Consider the following 18345-nt stretch of genomic DNA (forward strand, 5'->3'; position numbering starts at 1 on the left):
GGAGGCGGGACCCTCGTCGTTTCGTGCCTCGACCCGGCGAACGCCGCCGATTTAGAACGTGTTCTACGATGGCCGCATGGCTCTGATCACCGACAGTTCGATCGACATCGACGCTCCCGCCGTCGTGGTGTGGCAGGTGCTGACCGACTTCGATGCGTACGGCGAATGGAATCCCTTCCAGGTGGAGTGCCGATCCACCCTGCGGCCGGGCGATCCGATCGACATGCGCTTCCGGCTCGGTCCGGGCGGGCTGAAACGGACGCGTGAGTACATCGACGCCGTCGACGAGGGCCGGTCGTTCTCCTATCGGATGAAGCCCGCGCCGTTCGGCGCGGTGCGCAGCCTGCGCAGGCACACCGTGGTGGACCTCGGCGACGGACGCAGCCGTTACGAGTCGCACTTCGAGATCACCGGCCCGGCGTCGGGCATCGTCAAGCTGCTGTTCGGCAAGGAGCTCGTCGCGAAGTTCGCTGCCGTGACGCGGGCTCTGGCGCCACGTGCGGAGGAACTCGCCCGGGAATGAGCGCGGCGTGCGCTCAGGCGCCGATCGCGCGCGCGATCATCGGCCATGAATTGCGAAGGTCGGCGTAGAACAGGCCCCAGGTGTGGACGCCGTCGGGCCGGTGCACGAAGGTGTGCGGGATACCCAGGGCGCTCAGCCGGTCGGCCATATTCGTGGTGCACCGCAGTGCGATGGCCTCCATGATGTTGCCACCGACGAGCCCGCCGCCGGTGCGCAGCGGATCACCGTCGACGGGACCGGGCAGGCCCGAACCCGCCGACAGGTAGACGGCGGTGCCGCGCAGCTTGGCGGCATTGAGCACTGGATCGTGGGCACGCCAGGCCGGGCCGCCGGGAGGTCCCCACATATTGAGCACGTTGCCGCCGCCGCGGGCGACGATCGCCGTGGCCGCGATGGTGCCGAGCGGATCGGCGGCACCGGGACAGCCGCTGTACGCGGCCACGGCGCGGTACTTTCCGGGTGCCTGCGTCGCGAGGTCGAGTGCCGGACCGGCGGACATGGAGACACCCGAGAGTGCGCTGACTCCGTTGGTGCGGAAGGCTCGGTTCACCGCTGCGGGGAGCTCCCGGTTGACGAAGGTCTGCCACTTGTTGCGGCCGAGGATCGGGTCGTCGGAGATCCAGTCGGTCATCATCGAGAACCGTCCGCCGATCGGCAGGACCACATTGGTGCGCTTATCGGCGAAGAACCGGCGAACCGGTGTGTTGTTGTACCAGGAGATCCCGTCCTCGGCGCCGCCGGCGCCCGGGAGCATGTAGAAAGTCGGAAGTCCGCTCGGCCGTCCGGCGGGATGCAACACGTGCGCGCGGATCGTGCGGTGCATCGACGGCGAGTACACCGAGATCAGGCTGACGGTGGCACTGATCCGCTGTTCCGCGGTCACGCGGGGCGCCGCATCGGCCGGAGCGGCGGGCGGCACCAGGAGCGCCATCGTGCCGGCGAGGGCGATGATCGCGAGGCGTGCGATCCAGGGCATGCGTCGAGTGGTGCGAGTTCCTGCCATACAGGTCACCGTACGAGACGGGTGTGACGGATGGGAAACCGGCAAAGCCGGTCGTTTCTGAATCGATAGCGTCGCGAGACTCGGCCCCCGTCGCCGGCGTGCGTTCGCGAGGAATGGATTTGTGCCACCTCCACCTGGGTGAAGTCAGATTTGTGCCACGTCGTCCGTTCGGCCGAAACGAACCCGGAATCTGGCACGAATTATGATTCGACCGATTTGCGAAGAGATCCGCCCCCTTCTGGAGAAGAACTGTGACTGAGCCCATGAACCGTGCGCAGCGCCGCGCACTCGATCGCGCCGAAGGCGCGCGCCGCCGCCGGCTGAAGAAGGGGATCGCTGCGGTGGGAGCCGTCGCGGCTCTGGGTGCAGGTGCGGCCATGGCTCCCGCGGGTCACGCCTTCGCGGAGACCTCGACCAGCGCGATCGCCGGGCTGGGCGATCTGGACCCGAACGCGATCCTCGGGATGCTCGACGATCCGATGGTCTCCCAGTTCGTCGAGATGTGCCGGACGGGTGCGCTCGCGACCGGTCCGGACTCGTCGAAGAGCACGGAGTTCGATCCGGCGGCCCCGCCGCAGGCGATCGCGGACTGCAAGGGTTCCAACGGAACGGGCGTCGCGTTGGTGCTGCCCGAGACTCTCGAGGTCGGCCAGGCGGCCGAGAACATGGTGCTCGACCTCGGTGACGACATCAACCTGCTCGTCGTCAAGTACCGGATGGGGGAGCGGAACCTGCTCGAGATCCTCGGCGGCGTCACCCTCGGCAGCGACCTGGTGAAGGGCGCTGCATCCGCGCTGGGCATGCCGAGGGTCGATCCGGGCGCGTTCGACAAGTACAAGACCTACGCCGAGATCCAGCGCGACGCGGCCCTGCCGGTGAACAGGGCGGCGAAGGACGGATGCCTCCAGAACGACGGATCGATCAAGAACACGGTGCTGGGCGGCTGCTTCTTCGTCGGCGGTACGAAGGTCACCAAGGGCGAGGATCTCAATCTCGAGAAGCGCACCGAGGCGCTCAAGCTCGCCGAATACCTGACCAACCACAAGTACGACTACACCCAGCCGCAGGATCTGCCTGCTCCGGTGAAGCCGATCGGCAGTTCCACCATCGTCGGCGACGGCATCAACGTCGCGCTGTCGATGCGCGGGGGAACCGCGCTTGCGCAGACCGCCAACGCGCTGGCGGTAGCGCTCGCGGGCGCCGATCACGGGCGGACGTCGACCGCGCAGTCGCAGCTGGGTCTCGCGTCCGCGGTGAACATGGACACCAGCGACATCAAGTTCACCTGGTTCGGACAGGAACTCGACTTCACCCAGCTGCGCAATGCGGGTCTTCTCGACTCCAGCCTCGCGGGTGAGGCCGGGGCCGACGCCGCCGGAATGCTCGATCTGGTCGACGGCATCAACGGCAACCTGCCGGGTCTGAAGGAGGTGGCCTGCTTCGGCTTCCAGACGCGGGCGACGGCGGAGGGCCTCGGTTCGTGTACCAACGCCCTCGGCACGTTCGACTACTACAAGGATCTGCGTCCGGTCACCGACGGCGGTCACCGCCAGGAGCAGTGGGGACTGACCGACGTCACGTCGTTGCTCTTCGGCAACGATGCGCTGCTGAAGCAGATGGCACCGCTGCTGTCGGGCGACGGCGACCTCGGCTCGATGATGGACACTCCGTTCGTGGCCGACGTGCTCAAGGCGCTGATGTCCGGCGAGGACCGGATCAAGTTCGCCAAGGACTTCGTGCGGTTCACCAAGGACGTGCAGACGGTGTACGCCAAGGAACCGGTGTTCGAGGCCGACGGGGTGACCCCGAAGCTCGATGCCGACGGCAAGCAGGTGATGCGGGTCAAGACCGCCCCGCGGATGGTCGGCGTGTACGAGTGGGTCAATGAGGAGTACCAGGCGCCGGTCGTCGACGAGAACGGCGCTCCCGTCATCGACGAGGAGACCGGCGAGCAGAAGACCGAGACCAAGACCAGGTCGGTGAAGAAGCCCAAGCTCGGTCCCGACGGCAAGCAGCTGATGGAGCAGGCCACCGATGAGTCCGGTGCGCCGATCCTCGATCCGGTGGTGGAGCGGACCGTCACCGCGCACTGGCTGACCAGTGATTATGGACTGCGCAACCCGATCACCGTGGAATGGCTCGGACACCAGATCGTGTTCTTCCCGCCGGTGGAGGTGAACGGCAGCACTCGCCCGAACCTGATCGGACTGCCGCAGATCACGAGGATCACTCAGGGTGCGCACGCCGGCCTGCTGCCGAAGATCAGCCTGGTGCAGGTGAACAATCCGTTCGGACTCGGCACCCTGAGCTTCGACAACCCCTTCGATCCCATCGGGACACTGCGCAACTACCTGAACACTGTCACGATCGGCGACGACGTGAAGTTCGCCAAGAACCTGATCGACGGGCTCACTGCGAAGCCGACAGGGCCGACAGAGCCGGGGAGTCCTGTCGAGCCGACGCAGGATGACGACACGGCGACCCTCGCCGCGGTCACCGCCTCCGCTCCCGAGCGTGCGCTCGACGACGCGGTCGTCGGCGACCCGTCGACGAATCTGCCGCCGATGATCGTCAACCCGGCTCCGGAGCCGGCTCCGATCGAGATCGTCGAGCCCGCGCCGTCCCAGGAGACGCCGACCCAGGATTCGCCGTCTGAGGAGCCCGACACCGAGACGCCTGCGAGCGAGACCCCTGCGAGCGACCAGCCCGCGCCGGAGACTTCCGCCACCGAGCCCGAGCCCGCCCTCGCGGGCTGATCCGCCCGCCGGTGTTCCCATACAGTTGACGCATGGGTGTCCCGACCCGCTACCGATGGCTGCTCCACGTCGACCTCGACCAGTTCCAGGTCTCCGTGGAGCGGCAGCGGCGACCGGAGTTGGTCGGACAGGCGGTGATCGTCGGCGGGGACGGCGATCCGACGCGTGCCCGGCAGGTGGTGACCTGCGCCTCGTACGAGGCGCGCGCGGACGGAGTACGGGCAGGTATGCCGATGCGCGCCGCGAGCAAGAAGGCGCCCGACGCGGTATTCCTCCCGCTCGACATGGGGGAGTACGAAGCCGCATCCGAGCGCGTGATGGACGTCCTCCGGGGATTCGGCGATGCACTCGAGGTGTGGGGCTGGGATGAGGCCTATCTGGGAATCGAAGACCGCGCGGGCCCGCGTCTGCTGAGTGCCGCTGACGTCATCGAGACGGCGCGGAGCATCAGGCGAGCGGTGGTGGCGGCGACCGGGTTGGACTGCTGCGTGGGCGTCTCCGACAACAAACAGCGTGCCAAGGCGGCGACCGGATTCGCGAAGCAGGCCGTCCGGAGTCCGGAGGCCGGCGAGGAACAGCGGGTCTTCGTGCTCGACGACGGCAACTGGGCCTCGCTGATGAACCACCGTCCCTGCCGCGAACTGTGGAGTGTGGGATCGCGGACCGCGGCCAAGCTGTCGGCCGCAGGAATCGACACGGTGGCGCAGCTCGCCGCCGCCGATCGAGACGACTTGACGGCGATGTTCGGCCCGCACCAGGGCGACTGGCTGTACGTGCTGTGCCGGGGCGGAGGCGATGACGCGATCTCCGACGAGCCGCGGATCGCCAAGTCGCATTCGAAGGCGCGGACCTACGACACCGACCTCACCGATCCCGGCCGACTGCACGAGGCGGTGCGGGCCCTCACCGAGGAGGTGCTCGAACAGGTGGTCGCGGAGGGGCGCACCCCGTTCCGTGTCGGCCTCACCGTACGGACGGCCACATTCTTCACCAGAACCAAGATGCGTAAGCTGCCGGCTCCGACGACGTCTCTCGAGGCGATCGCGGCTGTCGCGGACGATCTGCTCGACGCCTTCGAGATCGACCGGCCGATCAGACTGCTCGCGGTGCGGCTGGAACTGCTCGACCCGGAGTGAATCCGGCGGCAGTGCGGCCGCCGGATTCCGGCGCGGGTCAGGTGAGGTTCACTCCGGCCGAACGAGCGTGCAACTCGCGGATCTCATCGGCCAGTTCGGGGGCCGGACCGGAGACGGGGACGTCCGGTGCGACCTCGTTGATCGGCAGGGGCGCGACCGGGCCCTCGGGCAGGCCCCACTCGGTGCGCCAGGTGCTGAGCCGGCGGGCGCCGACCGCGTAGACGATCCGCCCCAGCCCGACCCACGCGTGCCCCGCCGAACACATCGGACAGTGTTCGCCGGAGGTATAGACGGTGGCCGCGGCTCGTTGTTCCTCGGTCAGATTCTTCGCCGCCCACCGGGCGATCGCGAACTCCGGATGCCGCGTGTGGTCGCCGGCACCGACCCGGTTGCGGTCGGCGAACCGGACCATGCCCTCGGCATCGACGATCAGCGAGCCGAACGGTTCGTCGCCCGAGTCGAGCGCTTCGCGGGCGAGAGTGATGCATCGACGCAGGTGCACCAGGTCCACGTCGGTCGGTGCGGTGATCGTGTGGGTCATGCGGCCGACGTTACCGTGGAGAACCCCGCGGTCAGCGGGGTACCCGGAACGCGAGGAGCCGGGCGTCGGCGTCCACGTCGAGCCCGAGGCGATCCCAGGGCACACCGATGCGCAGCACCGCGTAGGCGGACGTCGGAAACCGGTCGATCTCGCCGGCCGGATCGAGGCTCAGAGCGGTCTCCGGCATGCCGGGGAAGTGCCCCACCACTAGCACGGTGGACGCTTCGGGCGGGGTGTGGATCCGAACCGCCTCGAACACCTCCGACGGCGTCCCGCCGTACAGATCGTCGATGAACTCCACCGGCGCGGCGACGCCGGTCTGTTCGAGGGTCATCCTCGTCCTGAGCGAGGTGGAACAGAGCACCTGATCGACGGCGAGGCGGTCCTCGGTCATCCATCGTCCGGCGAGCTGCGCCTGCCGCATCCCGCGCTCATTCAGCGGGCGATCGTGATCGTAGACGCCGTCCGGATAGGCGGACTTGCCGTGCCGCATCAGAATGAGGGTGCGGTCGGTCATGCGGCACCGGTACTGCGCACGGTGCGGTCGGCCGCCATGAGCCGAAGCAGTTGAGCGGTCTCTCGCCACGCCGAGACCTCCTGCACGTAGAGGACGTGCTCCTCGATGCGTTCCTCGGTGAGCGCCTCGTCGGCGAGCTCGGTCAGTTCCAGCAGTTCGTCGACGCAGTGGTTGATCAACGCCGGGATGCGCGAGCCCCCGCAGGCATCGTCGATGTCCTGCGACGACAGTGTCGTCATCCGCTCGAGTTCTCTGCGATAGCTCATGCCCACACGGTAGATCCAGGGGGTGACAGAACCGGGCAGGCGCGGCCGCGGCGGGGCCGGACGAGGCTTAAACCCGCTGTGGCCGCAACCCTGTGCGGCGCCTCGGGATCTTCGTACGGTTCCATCCATGACGACAACACAGCTCATCGACATCCCGGATTCGCGGACCCCGCTCAACTCCATCGCCGCCGCCACGGCCGATGCCGTCGCCGCCAGGGCGAGCAATGCCCAGGTGGTCTTCGGCGCATCCGCGGTGGCGACGGCCGGAGTGTCGAGCGAGGTCTCCCTGCGCTCGTTCAGCGTCCGGGTCGACGAGCCGCCGACCCTCGGCGGAACCGACAGCGCGCCCAACCCGGTCGAGTACTACCTGGCCGCACTGCTGTCGTGCCAGGTGGTGACCTACCGCTTCTGGGCCGAACGGCTCGGGGTGGAGTTCGACGATCTCACTCTGTCTGCCGAAGGTGATCTGGACGTCCGCGGGTTCTTCGGACTCGACGCCGACGTGCGACCGGGATTCACCGCGGTGCGCGTGATCGCCGACATCTCCGGACCTGCGTCGGACGGGGACTACCAGCGGCTCCAGGAGACCGTCGAACGCCACTGCCCGGTGCAGGACCTGACGGTGAACGCCACGCCGGTCACCACCGAACTCCGCATCGCACGCTGAGTCCCACCGGCCGGTAGCCGACTCGGGCGGTGTCGCGGGCACTAATCTGTCAGTGATGCATACCTGGGCACCGATACTGCTCGCGATCACCGCAGCAGTGCTGATCGCCGGCGGAACCGTGCTTCGGCAGCGGGCGTCGGCCGCCAGTGGCGCCATCACCGCCGGCTGGTGGCTCGGAGCCGTGATCGCACTGGCCGGCTTCGGTCTCCAGGCCGCCGCGCTCGGCCTCGGATCGATACTCGTGGTCCAGCCGCTCGTGGTGCTGGCGGTCCTGTTCGCGCTGCCCATGGAGGCCTGGATAGACAGACGCCGGTTCGAGCGCGCCGAATGGCTGTGGGGTCTGACGCTCGTGGTGTGCGTGGTCCTGTTCCTGGTGCTCGCGCGCCCGGTATCGACCGATCGGCGACCGAACGTGGTGGTCATGGGCATCACGGTCGGGGCATTGGTGCTGGGGATCATCGGAATCGTGGTCAATGCCGAACGGTGCCGGAGCGCGCATTTCCGAGCGCTGAGCTACGGTCTGGCGTCCGGAGCGTTGTTCGGCGTGTCCGCACTGCTCATCAAGGCTGTCGCCCTGCGCATCGTGGACGACCCGCTGTCCGTGCTCCCGCATGCCGAGCTGTACCTGCTCATCGCGGTCATCGTGCTGGCGATCGTCGCGCAGCAGCGGGGTTTCGGTGCCGGCGATCTGCAGACCTCGTTCCCCGCGATGAACGTGATGGAACCGACCGTCGCCATGATCCTCGGCGTCGCACTGCTCGGCGAGAACATCTACGTCAGCGCGCCGACGGCCGTGTTCCTCTGCGTCGTGGCGCTGGTCGCGGCGACGGCGGTGGTCAAGCTCGCCCAGGACGCGGCGGTCCGAGGCGGACAGCGGAGTGAGACGCGTGAAGAGCGGGTGAACGTCGGACCGTGACGTCCACGCACTGAGTCGGGGTGTGTGCCGGCTCAGTCCTACTCGATGAGCGCCGGGAGCGACTGCGCCCATTCCTCGGCGGCCTTGGCCGGCTTCACCGCCGAGGACGCGTCGTGGCGGAAATGCTCGCCGACCTGGACCGCGCCCAGCTCGGTGAGCTTGGCAGCCATGATCTCGCCGCCCTTGTTGTAGGTGTCGCCGTAGACGGTGTCGCCCATGCCGAACACCGCGAAACGCAGCCCGGCGAGGTCCGGCTTCTCCTCGTCCAGTTCGTCCGCGAACGGGAGCGCGCTGGAGGGCAGTTCGCCCTCGCCGTAGGTGGAACAGACGACCACCAGGAAGTCGTTCGCGTCGAGATCCTCGACCGCGAACTCCGCCATGTCGTACACCGACGGATCGTGGTCTGCTGCCAATACGTCTGCGATGGCGTCGGCCACGAGCTCGCCGGTGCCGGTCTCGGTGCCGTAGAGGATGACAGCTGACATAGTTGCTTACTCCTGGGTATTGCGGTCTGCGACGACGATTACGGTAGCGTAACCTAATCGCTCAGTCGAATCCCCTACCAGGGACTTTGTTCCCTCATGAGGCCGGGGCGGACCCTTTGCCCCACTGTCGTGACGACCGAGGGGCCCGTGATCGACGCTGCGATGAGGCTCGAGTGGCTGCCGGGACCATAGTCCTTTACGGGTGATGCTGTTGCCCATGAGGTGCCGAGCGTGGATACGATTGACGCCCGTCTAAGAAAGTAGGTCCCCATGGACTGGAGTTCGTTCTGGAACGTGATCTGGTACACGGTGCTGGTCTTCGCCTTCATCGCATACCTGATGGTGCTCTTCATGGTCCTGACCGACCTGTTCCGCGACCACAAGCTGGCCGCCGGATGGAAGGTCGTCTGGATCATCTTCCTCATCGTTCTTCCGTATCTCACAGCGTTCGTCTACCTGATCGCGCGCGGGCGCGGCATGACCGAACGCAGTCAGGCAGCGGCGCTGGCCGCGGAGAAGGCGAACCAGGAGTACATCCGGCACGCGGCGGGCAAGAGCTCGCCGGCCGCCGACATCGCGACCGCGAAGTCGCTGCTCGATGCGGGCACCATCACCGAGGCCGAGTACGAGGCCCTCAAGGCCAAGGCCCTCGCGTCCTGAGCTGATCGCATTCGACCCGATGCCCGGGACCTGCTCGTCAGGTTCCGGGCATCTGCGTCTCTCGGGGCACTGCCCGCGTCTCTCGGGCACTGCGTCTTCCGGGCGGAGTCCGCGGGTCCGATTACTGTGGGGGACGATCGGACTGCCACGGGAAGGGGCGTGATGGCGACGCGCATCGACAGCTGGATCTGGGCGATCCGGCTCACCAAGACGCGGTCGGCCGCGGGTGCCGCGTGCCGCGCCGGACACGTCCAGCTCAACGGTGCGACCGCCAAACCCGCGGCGCCGGTCTCGATCGGCGACCGGGTCACCGTGCGGCTGAACGGTCGCGAGCGGATCGTCGAGGTGACGCGGCTGATCAGCAAACGGGTCTCCGCACCGGCCGCGGCCGAGTGCTACATCGACCACAGTCCGCCTCCGCCGCCGCGGGAGGTTCTTGCCAGCCTCCCGCGGCGCGATCGGGGTTCGGGACGGCCGACGAAGCGCGAACGCAGGCAACTCGACCGTTTCCGCTCGGAGATCATGCTGGTGACGCTCGCCGCGCTCGCGGCACTGCTGCTCGCCGGGTGCTCGGGCGGCGGTTCCGACTCGGCAGATGTCTCCGAGACGCCGAAGGCGGGAACGGGTCCGCAGTTCGCGCGATGCGGTGGGCTCACGACCGACGACGTGGTCCGGATGTCGGGCATGGCGGGTCTGCGGCTGGCGATCGACAATCCCTCGACGTGTGAATGGCGCGCCGACGCGCAGCGCAACGGTTCGGTCTCGTTCAACTGGTACCGCGGCTCGCCGATCGGACGCGAGCGAGGGACCGAACAGCTCAGCCGCGACACGACGCAGGACTACGAGATCGACGGCAATCCCGGCTTCCTCGCCCATACCGCGGGCATCTGCGAGATCGGCGTCGCGTGGGACGCCGACTTCATCGAGATCTCGCTGGCGTCGCCGATCAGTCCGGGCGCCGGTCCCACCATCGCCGAGGACCAGCTGTGCGGCGCCGCGAAGAGCATCACCGAGAAGGTCGTGAAGGGGGCGGCATGACGTCGATCCGGAGGCGGGCGACCGCGGCGGTGCTGGGCCTGGCAGCGGTCGCGGCGTCGGCAGCGTGCACGGTGGACGGACAACCCGTCCGCGAGGGAGGAGCGGTCGGTTCCGACACCGGCCACGTCGACACCAGCCGTTTCGACAAACTGCTCGCCGAGTGCGAGGTACTGCCCGCGGCGACGATCGCGAAGGCGGTGGGCGGAACCACCGCCGAATCGAACTTCTTCGGAGCGAACTGCCGTTGGTCGGTGCTGCCGCAGCAGATCGACGTGACCTTCAACTGGTTCGAGTGGGGCGATTACAACCTGGAGAAGGAGACCGCGCAGCATCTCGGCTTCACCACCGAGAACATCTCGGTGCAGAGTCAAGCGGCCTTCACCCAGCGCGACCCCGCGAGGCCGGCTGTCTGCGGAGTGACCGCGAAGTCGCCCGCAGGCGGGATCTTCACGTGGTGGGTGGAACCAGAGGGGCAGCAGGCCGGTGACGCCTGTGCCGCGCCGGTCAAACTGATGGAGTTGATCCTGACCGGCGCCAACTAGTCCGCGCGGGATTCACGGCGCGGATTGATTCACGGCGCGGGAATCGACGCCACCGAGACCGACGCCGCCACCTGCGGTTCGCCGGCGTCGTCCGGGATGACGAACCAGATCAGCAGGGTGCCGTCGAGCCGCTGCCTGCGGATGGTGACGCGCGTGCCGGGGGTGATCGGACGCAGGTACTCGATGATCGCCCGGTGCGGTCCGTCGATCAGGTCGGCGTGATGGACCAGCTCGTCCTCGACCGCTTCGAAATAGGCGGCGTTGTTGAGGTGTTTGAACGGGTCGAAGTCGGTGATCCGCAGGACGTGTTCCCGGTCGGGCAGTTCCAGTGCTTCGGCCGCCGGCGGGGTGGCGGGATTCATCGCCTTCCAGCGCAACCGGTGCTCGTCCGTCATCGCGGTGAGCGTCTCCATCGCGAGATCGCTGATGCGTGCGGGCGTTCCCGACTCGGTCATGTTGATCCAGAAGGCCTCGGTCTCCACGAGGCCGTCGGGCCGCGGCTCGGGATTGAACCGGTTGGTTCCGCCCTCGGCGGTGATCCGGACGCGCATGTTGGTCCACCGCGTCGACAGTGCGCCGCACCACCGTTCCATCCTCAGCTCCGACGGCCAGGTGATCGGTTCGAGGACGTCGATCACGGTCCGGCGGATGATCCAGAAGGGATCGGTGTCGGCGAACGGAAGGACGGCGATGTTGTCGTTCGCGACGTCCTGCAGATATCGAGCGATCCCGTCGAGCCGAACTCTCATGTCCTGGTCGATGTCGCCGGTCCGGACGCGGTATCCGGCCGAGTAGAAGTCGGCTCCCGGCTTGCGGTCCTCCAGGGGCCGGTAGGCCTGCGGTGCGGTCATTCGGGTGGGGACTCCTCTGCTTCGTCCGGAGACGGGGATACGCTTCGGGCATGGCGGGGGTGTGACCTCGAATACGGTACTCTCGGAGAAACTAGAACACGTTCACCCTTGAGCTCGAAGGGATGTCCCAGATGACGCACGTAATCACGCGATCCTGCTGTAACGACGGATCTTGCGTTGCCGTCTGCCCGGTCAATTGCATTCATCCGACACCGGACGAACCGGACTTCCTCACCGCCGAGATGCTCTACATCGACCCGGAGACGTGCATCGACTGCGGCGCCTGCATCGACGAGTGTCCGGTGAGCGCGATCTATCCGGACGATCAGCTGCCCGAGAGGGAAGAGCCCTTCCTCCAGATCAACGCCGACTACTACAAGGACCACGACGTCGAAGGCGGACTCGTGCGGCATCCCAAGCCGCCGCAGCTGCCCGACACCGAACTCCGTGTCGCCATCGTCGGAGCCGGGCCCGCCGCCTTCTACGCTGCCCAGGAGCTGGTCAAGAAGGCCCAGGTGCGCGTCGACATGTTCGACCGTCTGCCCACCCCGTACGGGCTGGTCCGGGCCGGAGTCGCCCCCGACCACGCGCAGACGAAGGGGGTCGAGGAGACCTTCGCCGCGGTGGAGCGGAAGCGGAACTTCACCTACCACCTGGGCGTGGAGGTGGGCGAGCACATCACCCACGACGAACTGCGCGAACGCTACGGTGCCGTCCTCTACGCCGTCGGCGCCGCACACGACCGCCGCCTCGACATCCCCGGTGAGGATCTGGCGGGCTCGATCGCCGCGACCGACTTCGTGGCCTGGTACAACGGCCACCCCGACCACGCACAGCGGGAGTTCGACCTCAGTGCCGAGCGCGCGGTGGTGATCGGCAACGGAAACGTGGCGCTCGACGTGGCGCGCATCCTGGTCACCGATCCCGACGAGCTCGCACGGACGGACATCGCCGACCACGCACTCGACGTCCTCCGCGCGTCCAAGGTGCGCGAAGTGGTGGTCGTGGGACGGCGCGGTATCGAGCACGGCGCCTTCACCAACGGGGAGTTCGTGTCGCTGGCCGACCTCGAAGGCGTCGACGTGGTGATCGACGAATCGGAGTTGACGCTGTCCGAAGAGACGGCGGCCGCGCTGGCCGACGACTCGCTGGACTCGGTGATCGCGACCAAGATCCGCCTGGCCCGGGAGTTCGCCGCGATGCCGCGGACCGAGGGGAATCGACGGATCGTATTCCGCTTCCTGACCTCTCCGGTGGAGATCACCGGTGACGGTGCGGCCGCCTCGGTGAAGCTGGTGCGCAACCGCTACATCGGCGACGGCGGGATCGAGCGCACCGACGAGATCTCCGAGCTCGACGCCGGGCTGATCGTCCGGTCGATCGGATACCGGAGCCGGCCGATCAAGGGCCTGCCCTTCGACGAGGGCCGGTCGGTGGTCCCGAACGCCGACAGCCGCGTCCTCGACGGGTCGGCCGGGGATCCGATTCCGGGCGTCTTCGTCGCCGGCTGGGTCAAGCGCGGACCCACCGGGGGCATCGGCCGGAACCGGCTGTGCGGCGAGGAGGCCGCGGCGGCGATCCTGGCCGACTTCGCCGCCGGCGCGCTGACGGATCCCGCGGTCGACAACTCCGACGTCGCCGACCTGGTGGCCTCTCGCGGCGCACATCGCGTGGATCTGGCCGGCTGGAAACGCATCGACGCGGCCGAACGCGAGGCCGGGTCGGAGTCCGGCCGCCGACGGGTCAAGTTCGTCTCCGTGGAGGAGATGACCGGCGTGGCCGGTCAGGCCGATCCCGTCGGACAGGCCCTCTAGTGCGGATCGCGCTGCTGTCGTACCGCAGCAAACCGCACTGCGGGGGCCAAGGCGTGTACGTCCGCCACCTCTCGCGGGAACTGGTCGCACTCGGCCACGACGTGGAGGTCTTCTCCGGACAGCCGTATCCCGAGCTCGACGCCGGAGTCCGGCTCACCAAGGTGCCGAGCCTGGACCTGTACGGCGAACCCGAACCGTTCCGGACTCCGCGGCTCGGCGAGTATCGCGACTGGATCGACGTGCTCGAGGTGGCGGCCATGTGGACCGCGGCGTTCGGTGAACCGCTGACGTTCAGTCTGCGGATGGCCCGGCTGCTGCGCGGCCGGCGAGACGACTTCGACGTGGTGCACGACAACCAATGCCTGGGCTACGGGCTGCTCGACATCAAGCGTCAGGGTTTCCCGCTGGTGGCGACGATCCATCACCCGATCACCCGCGACCGTTCGCTGGCGGTGAAGGCCGCCGTGGGACTGAAGAAGATCAGCGCGTGGCGGTGGCATTCGTTCCTGGCGATGCAGGGCCGCGTGGCGCGGCGGATTCCGTCGCTGCTGACCGTCTCGAACAGCAGCGAACAGGACATCCGCGATGCGTTTCACGTGGAGCCGGGCGCACTGGCGACCATCCCGCTGGGCGTCGACGTCGATCTGTACGCGCCCCGCGGCGAGCGGGTCCCCGGGCGGATCGTGTGCGTCGCGAGCGCCGACGCACCGCTCAAGGGGGTCTCGTACCTGCTGGAGGCGGTCGCCAAGGTGGCCGTCGAACGGGACGTGCACCTCACGCTGGTGTCGAAGCTGGATCCGGATGGCCCCTCGGCGCGGCTGATCGACGAACTGTCCATCGGCGAGCGGGTGTCGGTGGTCTCCGGACTCGACGACGCCGAGCTGGCCGACCTGTTGGCGAGCGCGGAGATCGCCTGTGTGCCCTCGCTGTACGAGGGCTTCTCGTTGCCCGCGGTGGAGGCCATGAGTTGTGGCACACCGCTGGTGGCGACTCGTGCGGGCGCGATCCCGGAGGTGGTCGGCGAGGACGAGTCGGCCGCCCTTCTGGTTCCTCCCGGCGATGCCGGCGCTCTCGCGCAGGCGCTGCTCCGGCTGCTCGAGGATCCGGAACTGGCGGCGCGCACGGGCGCGGGCGGTCGCGCCCGTGCCACCTCGAGGTACAGCTGGTCGGCAGTCGCCAAAGCGACAGCGGATCGATATCGGGCGGCCGTCGACGCCGCCGCGGGCGAAGGGAACTGACGCGTGCTCACTGTGGATTTCGACCGTCTCGCCGTCGGACCGGGAGTCAAGGCCATCGACATCGGCGCCGGTCAGGGCCGTCACTCGTATGAGATGCTGCGCCGCGGTGCGGAGGTCATCGCCTTCGACCAGAACGAGAAGGACATGGCCGACGTCGCGGAGATGTTCGGCGCGCTGGCCGCGGCGGGGGAGGTTCCCGAATCGGGTGTCGCGCGCACCGAGGTCGGCGACGCGCTCGCGCTGCCCTACGACGACGAGTCCTTCGACGTCGTGCTGATGTCGGAGATCCTGGAGCACATCCCCGACGACGAGGCGGCCATCGCCGAAATGGTCCGCATCCTCAAACCCGGCGGGTCGGCCGCGGTCACCGTTCCCCGCTACTGGCCGGAGAAGGTGTGCTGGGCGCTCTCGGACGAGTACCACGAGGTGGAGGGCGGCCACGTCCGTATCTACCGCGAGTCGGAGCTGGCCGACAAGCTCGCGGCCGCGGGCCTGGAGATCACCGGATCGGGACACGCGCATGCCCTGCACGCGCCGTATTGGTGGCTCAAGTGCGCGGTCGGCGTCGACAACGACCGCAACCCGCTGGTCCGCGGCTATCACAAGATGCTGGTGTGGGACATGATGAGTAAGCCGTGGGTCACCCGTGCGGGCGAGCAACTCTTGAATCCGCTCGTCGGGAAGTCGGTGGCGATCTACTTGCGCAAGCCGGCCGGACTCGCCGAATCCGCGTAACGATGGCCGTCCCCTCCGTGTCCGGCGTCCTGACGCCCGCGCAAGTGCGCGCGACCGGAGCCGCGATCGTCGGAATGCAGGAGCCCGACGGTGCGCTTCCGTGGTTCCCGGGCGGCAAGACCGACCCGTGGGATCACGTCGAGTCGGCGATGGCCTTGTCGGCGAGCGGCTACCTCGACGCTGCTCGTGCGGCGTACGAATGGTCGGCGCACACCCAGCGCGACGACGGTTCCTGGCCGATGGAGCTGCGGGCCGGGCGGGTCGTCGACCCCGGCGTCGACAGCAACTTCTGCGCCTACATCGCGGTCGGAGTGTGGCATCATTATCTGATCACCGGTGACGAGGCCTTCCTGTGGAGCATGTGGCCCACGGTGCGTGCCGCTCTGGACCGGGTGTTGATGTTCCAGCGCGGCGACGGGGCGTTCCGATGGGCGGCCGACTACCGGACCGGAGCCATGTTCGACGACGCCCTCCGGACCGGCAATTCGAGCATCTACTCGGCGCTGTGCTGCGGTATCCGCATCGCGGGCGAGGTGGGAGCCGACGCCGGCACGTGGGAGCGTGCGCGCGGTGACCTCGCGGTGGCGTTCACCCGGCCCGACGAGGTCTTCGTCCCGGCCGGCGAGCATTCGATGGACTGGTATTACCCGGTTCTCGGCGGGCCCCTGCGCGGCGATGCCGGCCGCGCGCAGATCGATGCGGAGTGGGAGAGGTTCGTGGTTCCCGGACTGGGAGCGCGGTGCGTGGACCATCGCCCGTGGGTCACCGGCGCCGAGACCAGCGAGCTCGCGCTGGCGCTGGAGGCGCTCGGCGACGTGGATCGCGCGGCGGCGATGGTGGAGTCGATTCAGCACCTGCGTGATCCCGACGGTTCGTACTGGACCGGGCTGGTCTTCGCGGACGGTAAGCGCTGGCCGGTGGAGCGCAGTTGCTGGACGTCGGCCGCGGTGATCCTCGCGGCGGACGCGATCAGCCGTGCGACACCCGCCGGCGGCATCTTCGCCGAACTCGACGACGACCGTCTCGCAGCCGATGAACCGGTAGCGCAAGGGCGATGATTGGACTAGTGTCCAGTCTAGCGTCCAGTGAGGGCGTCTGAGTTCGGAGGGCCAAGTGGATTACGGAATCGTGCAGTTCACCAGCGACCGCGGTCTGCGACCGCACGAGTTGGCGCCGCTGATCGAGCAGGCGGGCTTCGCCGCGTACTACGTGCCCGAGCACAGTCACATCCCGACCAGGCGCGAGGCGGCCCACCCGCGGACCGGCGACGCGAGTCTCCCCGACGAGAGGTACACCCGGACGCTGGACCCATGGACGTCGTTGGCGGCCGCGGCGGCGGTCACCTCGCGCATCGAACTGTCGACGGCGGTGGCGCTGCCCGTGCAGTCGGACCCGCTGACCCTCGCGAAGACGATCGCGACCCTCGATCACCTGTCGGGCGGACGCGTGCGCCTCGGCGTGGGCTTCGGCTGGAACCTGGACGAGTTGTCGGACCACCACGTCCCGGCGGGCCGCCGGCGCACGATGCTGCGCGAATACCTCGAGGCGATGCGCGCCCTGTGGACGCAGGACGAGGCCGAGTACCACGGCGAGTTCGTCGATTTCGGTCCCAGTTGGGCGTGGCCGAAACCGTCCCGGACCATCGGGGTGTCGGTGGGCGCGGCGGGCACCGAGAAGAACTTCACGTGGATCGCGCGCAATGCGGACGGTTGGATCACGACACCGGGCGAGACCGACATCGACGAGTCGGTGGCCCTGCTCAAGACGATCTGGGCCGACGCGGGACGCGACGGCGCACCGCAGATCGTCGCGCTCGACATGCGGCCGGACGCCGAGCGTCTGGCGCGGTGGGACCGGATCGGAGTCACCCGCGTCCTCTACGGGCTGCCGGACGAGAACGCCGACACCGCGCGCTCGTATCTGGAGAAGCTGGCGGGCAAGCTCGGACTCGGAGTCGCCGCGTAGGCTCAGCGGATCCGCCGCAGGACGCGCAGTGAACCGTGCGCGGACTGCTCGGTGAACCGGCCGGAGTCGAGGGCCTGACGGTAGATCTCGTACGGCGGCCGCCCGCCGTCGTTCGGGTCGGGGAAGACGTCGTGGATGAGGAGTGCGCCGCCGGCGCGGACCCACCCGGACCACCCGTCGTAGTCGTTCTGCGCGGCTTCCATCGAATGGCCGCCGTCGATGAACACGAAATCCACCTCGCGTCCCCAGACCCGCGCGGCGGCGGTCGAGGGCGCGAGCAACCCGAGCACAGTCGATTCCAGCCCGGCGTCGTACATCGTCCGCCGGAAGCGGGCGGCCGTGTCGAGCAGTCCGCTGTGACTGTCGACGAGTTCGGTGTCGTGGTACTCCCAGCCCGGCTGATGCTCCTCCGAACCGCGGTGGTGGTCGACGGTGACCACCAGGGCGCCGTGTGCTTCGGCGGCGGCGCCGAGGAACACCGTCGATTTTCCGCAGTAGGTGCCGATCTCGACGCCGATGCCGACCGAGTCGGGCTGCGAGAGATACGACGTCGCAGCCTCGTGCAGTGCGAGGGCCTCATCGAGCGGCATGAAGCCGGGCGCTTCGTCGGCTACGCGCAGACGCTCGTCGGACAGTCCGTTGGTGGGGGAGGTCAATGCCATCGTTCAATCGTATAGACAGGTGTCCGACGG

Annotated in this window: 20 protein-coding genes; 13 read left to right on the top strand and 7 right to left on the bottom strand. The window is 68.2% G+C overall.

Annotated features, from left to right (window positions below):
* The first annotated feature begins 76 nt into the window (after positions 1-76).
* Positions 77-523 carry an SRPBCC domain-containing protein gene (locus tag GSI01S_RS00970; RefSeq protein ID WP_039866644.1) on the top strand — a complete coding sequence of 149 codons (447 nt, stop codon included), beginning with the start codon at positions 77-79 and terminating at the stop codon, positions 521-523.
* Positions 524-536: 13 nt separating this feature from the next.
* Here the strand turns inward: GSI01S_RS00970 and GSI01S_RS00975 are convergent, their stop codons facing one another.
* On the bottom strand, positions 537-1526 hold the full coding sequence (locus tag GSI01S_RS00975) for an alpha/beta hydrolase (RefSeq protein ID WP_101841618.1): 990 nt from the start codon (positions 1524-1526) through the stop codon (positions 537-539).
* 251 nt (positions 1527-1777) lie between these two features.
* On the opposite strand from GSI01S_RS00975, the gene GSI01S_RS00980 reads away from it, so the two are divergent.
* Both GSI01S_RS00980 and GSI01S_RS00985 read left to right on the top strand, forming a co-directional pair.
* Positions 1778-4282 carry a hypothetical protein gene (locus tag GSI01S_RS00980; RefSeq protein ID WP_157225291.1) on the top strand — a complete coding sequence of 835 codons (2505 nt, stop codon included), beginning with the start codon at positions 1778-1780 and terminating at the stop codon, positions 4280-4282.
* Between the two features lie 32 nt (positions 4283-4314).
* Entirely contained in the window at positions 4315-5418 is a 1104-nt protein-coding gene (locus GSI01S_RS00985; RefSeq protein ID WP_006894415.1) for a DNA polymerase IV, read from the top strand.
* Between the two features lie 37 nt (positions 5419-5455).
* Here the strand turns inward: GSI01S_RS00985 and GSI01S_RS00990 are convergent, their stop codons facing one another.
* From GSI01S_RS00990 to GSI01S_RS01000, 3 genes are read right to left on the bottom strand one after another with little or no spacing between them, the layout of a single operon-like run.
* A complete protein-coding gene (locus tag GSI01S_RS00990) occupies positions 5456-5959 on the bottom strand; it encodes a nucleoside deaminase (protein WP_006894416.1) in 504 nt (167 codons plus the stop codon).
* Between the two features lie 31 nt (positions 5960-5990).
* Positions 5991-6476 (bottom strand): SixA phosphatase family protein, encoded by a 486-nt coding sequence (locus GSI01S_RS00995; RefSeq protein ID WP_006894417.1) that lies wholly within the window; start codon positions 6474-6476, stop codon positions 5991-5993.
* Positions 6473-6742: a hypothetical protein gene (locus tag GSI01S_RS01000; protein ID WP_039866595.1), complete on the bottom strand. Its 270-nt coding sequence runs from the start codon at positions 6740-6742 to the stop codon at positions 6473-6475. The genes GSI01S_RS00995 and GSI01S_RS01000 overlap by 4 nt, the downstream gene beginning before the upstream one ends.
* A 127-nt stretch (positions 6743-6869) precedes the next feature.
* On the opposite strand from GSI01S_RS01000, the gene GSI01S_RS01005 reads away from it, so the two are divergent.
* Positions 6870-7409: an OsmC family protein gene (locus GSI01S_RS01005; RefSeq protein WP_006894419.1), complete on the top strand. Its 540-nt coding sequence runs from the start codon at positions 6870-6872 to the stop codon at positions 7407-7409.
* 55 nt (positions 7410-7464) lie between these two features.
* Complete coding sequence (locus GSI01S_RS01010; protein ID WP_039866598.1) at positions 7465-8325, top strand: DMT family transporter; 861 nt, start codon at positions 7465-7467, stop codon at positions 8323-8325.
* Between the two features lie 38 nt (positions 8326-8363).
* Here the strand turns inward: GSI01S_RS01010 and GSI01S_RS01015 are convergent, their stop codons facing one another.
* Positions 8364-8810: a flavodoxin domain-containing protein gene (locus GSI01S_RS01015; protein WP_006894422.1), complete on the bottom strand. Its 447-nt coding sequence runs from the start codon at positions 8808-8810 to the stop codon at positions 8364-8366.
* Between the two features lie 270 nt (positions 8811-9080).
* Here GSI01S_RS01015 and GSI01S_RS01020 point away from each other — a divergent pair, with 270 nt between their 5' ends.
* From GSI01S_RS01020 to GSI01S_RS01030, 3 genes are all read left to right on the top strand, one after another.
* Complete coding sequence (locus GSI01S_RS01020; protein ID WP_006894423.1) at positions 9081-9470, top strand: SHOCT domain-containing protein; 390 nt, start codon at positions 9081-9083, stop codon at positions 9468-9470.
* A gap of 162 nt (positions 9471-9632) precedes the next feature.
* Positions 9633-10508, top strand: coding sequence for a DUF3558 family protein (locus GSI01S_RS01025; protein WP_006894424.1), 876 nt, complete (start codon positions 9633-9635; stop codon positions 10506-10508).
* Positions 10505-11050, top strand: coding sequence for a DUF3558 domain-containing protein (locus tag GSI01S_RS01030; RefSeq protein ID WP_006894425.1), 546 nt, complete (start codon positions 10505-10507; stop codon positions 11048-11050). Before GSI01S_RS01025 ends, GSI01S_RS01030 begins: the two co-directional genes overlap by 4 nt.
* 29 nt (positions 11051-11079) lie before the next feature.
* Here GSI01S_RS01030 and GSI01S_RS01035 read toward each other — a convergent pair whose 3' ends face one another.
* Positions 11080-11901: an acyl-[acyl-carrier-protein] thioesterase gene (locus tag GSI01S_RS01035; RefSeq protein ID WP_006894426.1), complete on the bottom strand. Its 822-nt coding sequence runs from the start codon at positions 11899-11901 to the stop codon at positions 11080-11082.
* A 131-nt stretch (positions 11902-12032) separates the two neighbouring features.
* On the opposite strand from GSI01S_RS01035, the gene GSI01S_RS01040 reads away from it, so the two are divergent.
* From GSI01S_RS01040 to GSI01S_RS01060, 5 genes are read left to right on the top strand one after another with little or no spacing between them, the layout of a single operon-like run.
* Positions 12033-13715, top strand: a complete 1683-nt coding sequence (locus tag GSI01S_RS01040; protein WP_006894427.1) for an FAD-dependent oxidoreductase — start codon at positions 12033-12035, stop codon at positions 13713-13715.
* Positions 13715-14953 carry a glycosyltransferase family 4 protein gene (locus GSI01S_RS01045; RefSeq protein WP_006894428.1) on the top strand — a complete coding sequence of 413 codons (1239 nt, stop codon included), beginning with the start codon at positions 13715-13717 and terminating at the stop codon, positions 14951-14953. The genes GSI01S_RS01040 and GSI01S_RS01045 overlap by 1 nt, the downstream gene beginning before the upstream one ends.
* 3 nt (positions 14954-14956) lie before the next feature.
* Positions 14957-15688: a class I SAM-dependent methyltransferase gene (locus GSI01S_RS01050; protein WP_006894429.1), complete on the top strand. Its 732-nt coding sequence runs from the start codon at positions 14957-14959 to the stop codon at positions 15686-15688.
* A gap of 2 nt (positions 15689-15690) precedes the next feature.
* Entirely contained in the window at positions 15691-16746 is a 1056-nt protein-coding gene (locus GSI01S_RS01055) for a hypothetical protein (protein WP_006894430.1), read from the top strand.
* A 55-nt stretch (positions 16747-16801) separates the two neighbouring features.
* Positions 16802-17653: an LLM class F420-dependent oxidoreductase gene (locus tag GSI01S_RS01060; RefSeq protein ID WP_006894431.1), complete on the top strand. Its 852-nt coding sequence runs from the start codon at positions 16802-16804 to the stop codon at positions 17651-17653.
* 2 nt (positions 17654-17655) lie between these two features.
* Here the strand turns inward: GSI01S_RS01060 and GSI01S_RS01065 are convergent, their stop codons facing one another.
* A complete protein-coding gene (locus tag GSI01S_RS01065; protein ID WP_006894432.1) occupies positions 17656-18315 on the bottom strand; it encodes a class I SAM-dependent methyltransferase in 660 nt (219 codons plus the stop codon).
* Between the last annotated feature and the right edge of the window lie 30 nt (positions 18316-18345).

The sequence above is a fragment of the Gordonia sihwensis NBRC 108236 genome, from assembly GCF_000333035.1.
GTDB lineage: Bacteria > Actinomycetota > Actinomycetes > Mycobacteriales > Mycobacteriaceae > Gordonia > Gordonia sihwensis.

Coding starts and splice junctions, on each gene's coding strand:
- GSI01S_RS01025 (WP_006894424.1), top strand. CDS start 9,633: ATGGCGACGCGCATCGACAGCTGGATCTGGGCGATCCGGCTCACCAAG.
- GSI01S_RS00985 (WP_006894415.1), top strand. CDS start 4,315: ATGGGTGTCCCGACCCGCTACCGATGGCTGCTCCACGTCGACCTCGAC.
- GSI01S_RS01010 (WP_039866598.1), top strand. CDS start 7,465: ATGCATACCTGGGCACCGATACTGCTCGCGATCACCGCAGCAGTGCTG.
- GSI01S_RS01040 (WP_006894427.1), top strand. CDS start 12,033: ATGACGCACGTAATCACGCGATCCTGCTGTAACGACGGATCTTGCGTT.
- GSI01S_RS01055 (WP_006894430.1), top strand. CDS start 15,691: ATGGCCGTCCCCTCCGTGTCCGGCGTCCTGACGCCCGCGCAAGTGCGC.
- GSI01S_RS01030 (WP_006894425.1), top strand. CDS start 10,505: ATGACGTCGATCCGGAGGCGGGCGACCGCGGCGGTGCTGGGCCTGGCA.
- GSI01S_RS01015 (WP_006894422.1), bottom strand. CDS start 8,810: ATGTCAGCTGTCATCCTCTACGGCACCGAGACCGGCACCGGCGAGCTC.
- GSI01S_RS00970 (WP_039866644.1), top strand. CDS start 77: ATGGCTCTGATCACCGACAGTTCGATCGACATCGACGCTCCCGCCGTC.
- GSI01S_RS01035 (WP_006894426.1), bottom strand. CDS start 11,901: ATGACCGCACCGCAGGCCTACCGGCCCCTGGAGGACCGCAAGCCGGGA.
- GSI01S_RS01005 (WP_006894419.1), top strand. CDS start 6,870: ATGACGACAACACAGCTCATCGACATCCCGGATTCGCGGACCCCGCTC.
- GSI01S_RS01000 (WP_039866595.1), bottom strand. CDS start 6,742: ATGAGCTATCGCAGAGAACTCGAGCGGATGACGACACTGTCGTCGCAG.
- GSI01S_RS00975 (WP_101841618.1), bottom strand. CDS start 1,526: ATGGCAGGAACTCGCACCACTCGACGCATGCCCTGGATCGCACGCCTC.
- GSI01S_RS00995 (WP_006894417.1), bottom strand. CDS start 6,476: ATGACCGACCGCACCCTCATTCTGATGCGGCACGGCAAGTCCGCCTAT.
- GSI01S_RS00990 (WP_006894416.1), bottom strand. CDS start 5,959: ATGACCCACACGATCACCGCACCGACCGACGTGGACCTGGTGCACCTG.
- GSI01S_RS01065 (WP_006894432.1), bottom strand. CDS start 18,315: ATGGCATTGACCTCCCCCACCAACGGACTGTCCGACGAGCGTCTGCGC.
- GSI01S_RS01020 (WP_006894423.1), top strand. CDS start 9,081: ATGGACTGGAGTTCGTTCTGGAACGTGATCTGGTACACGGTGCTGGTC.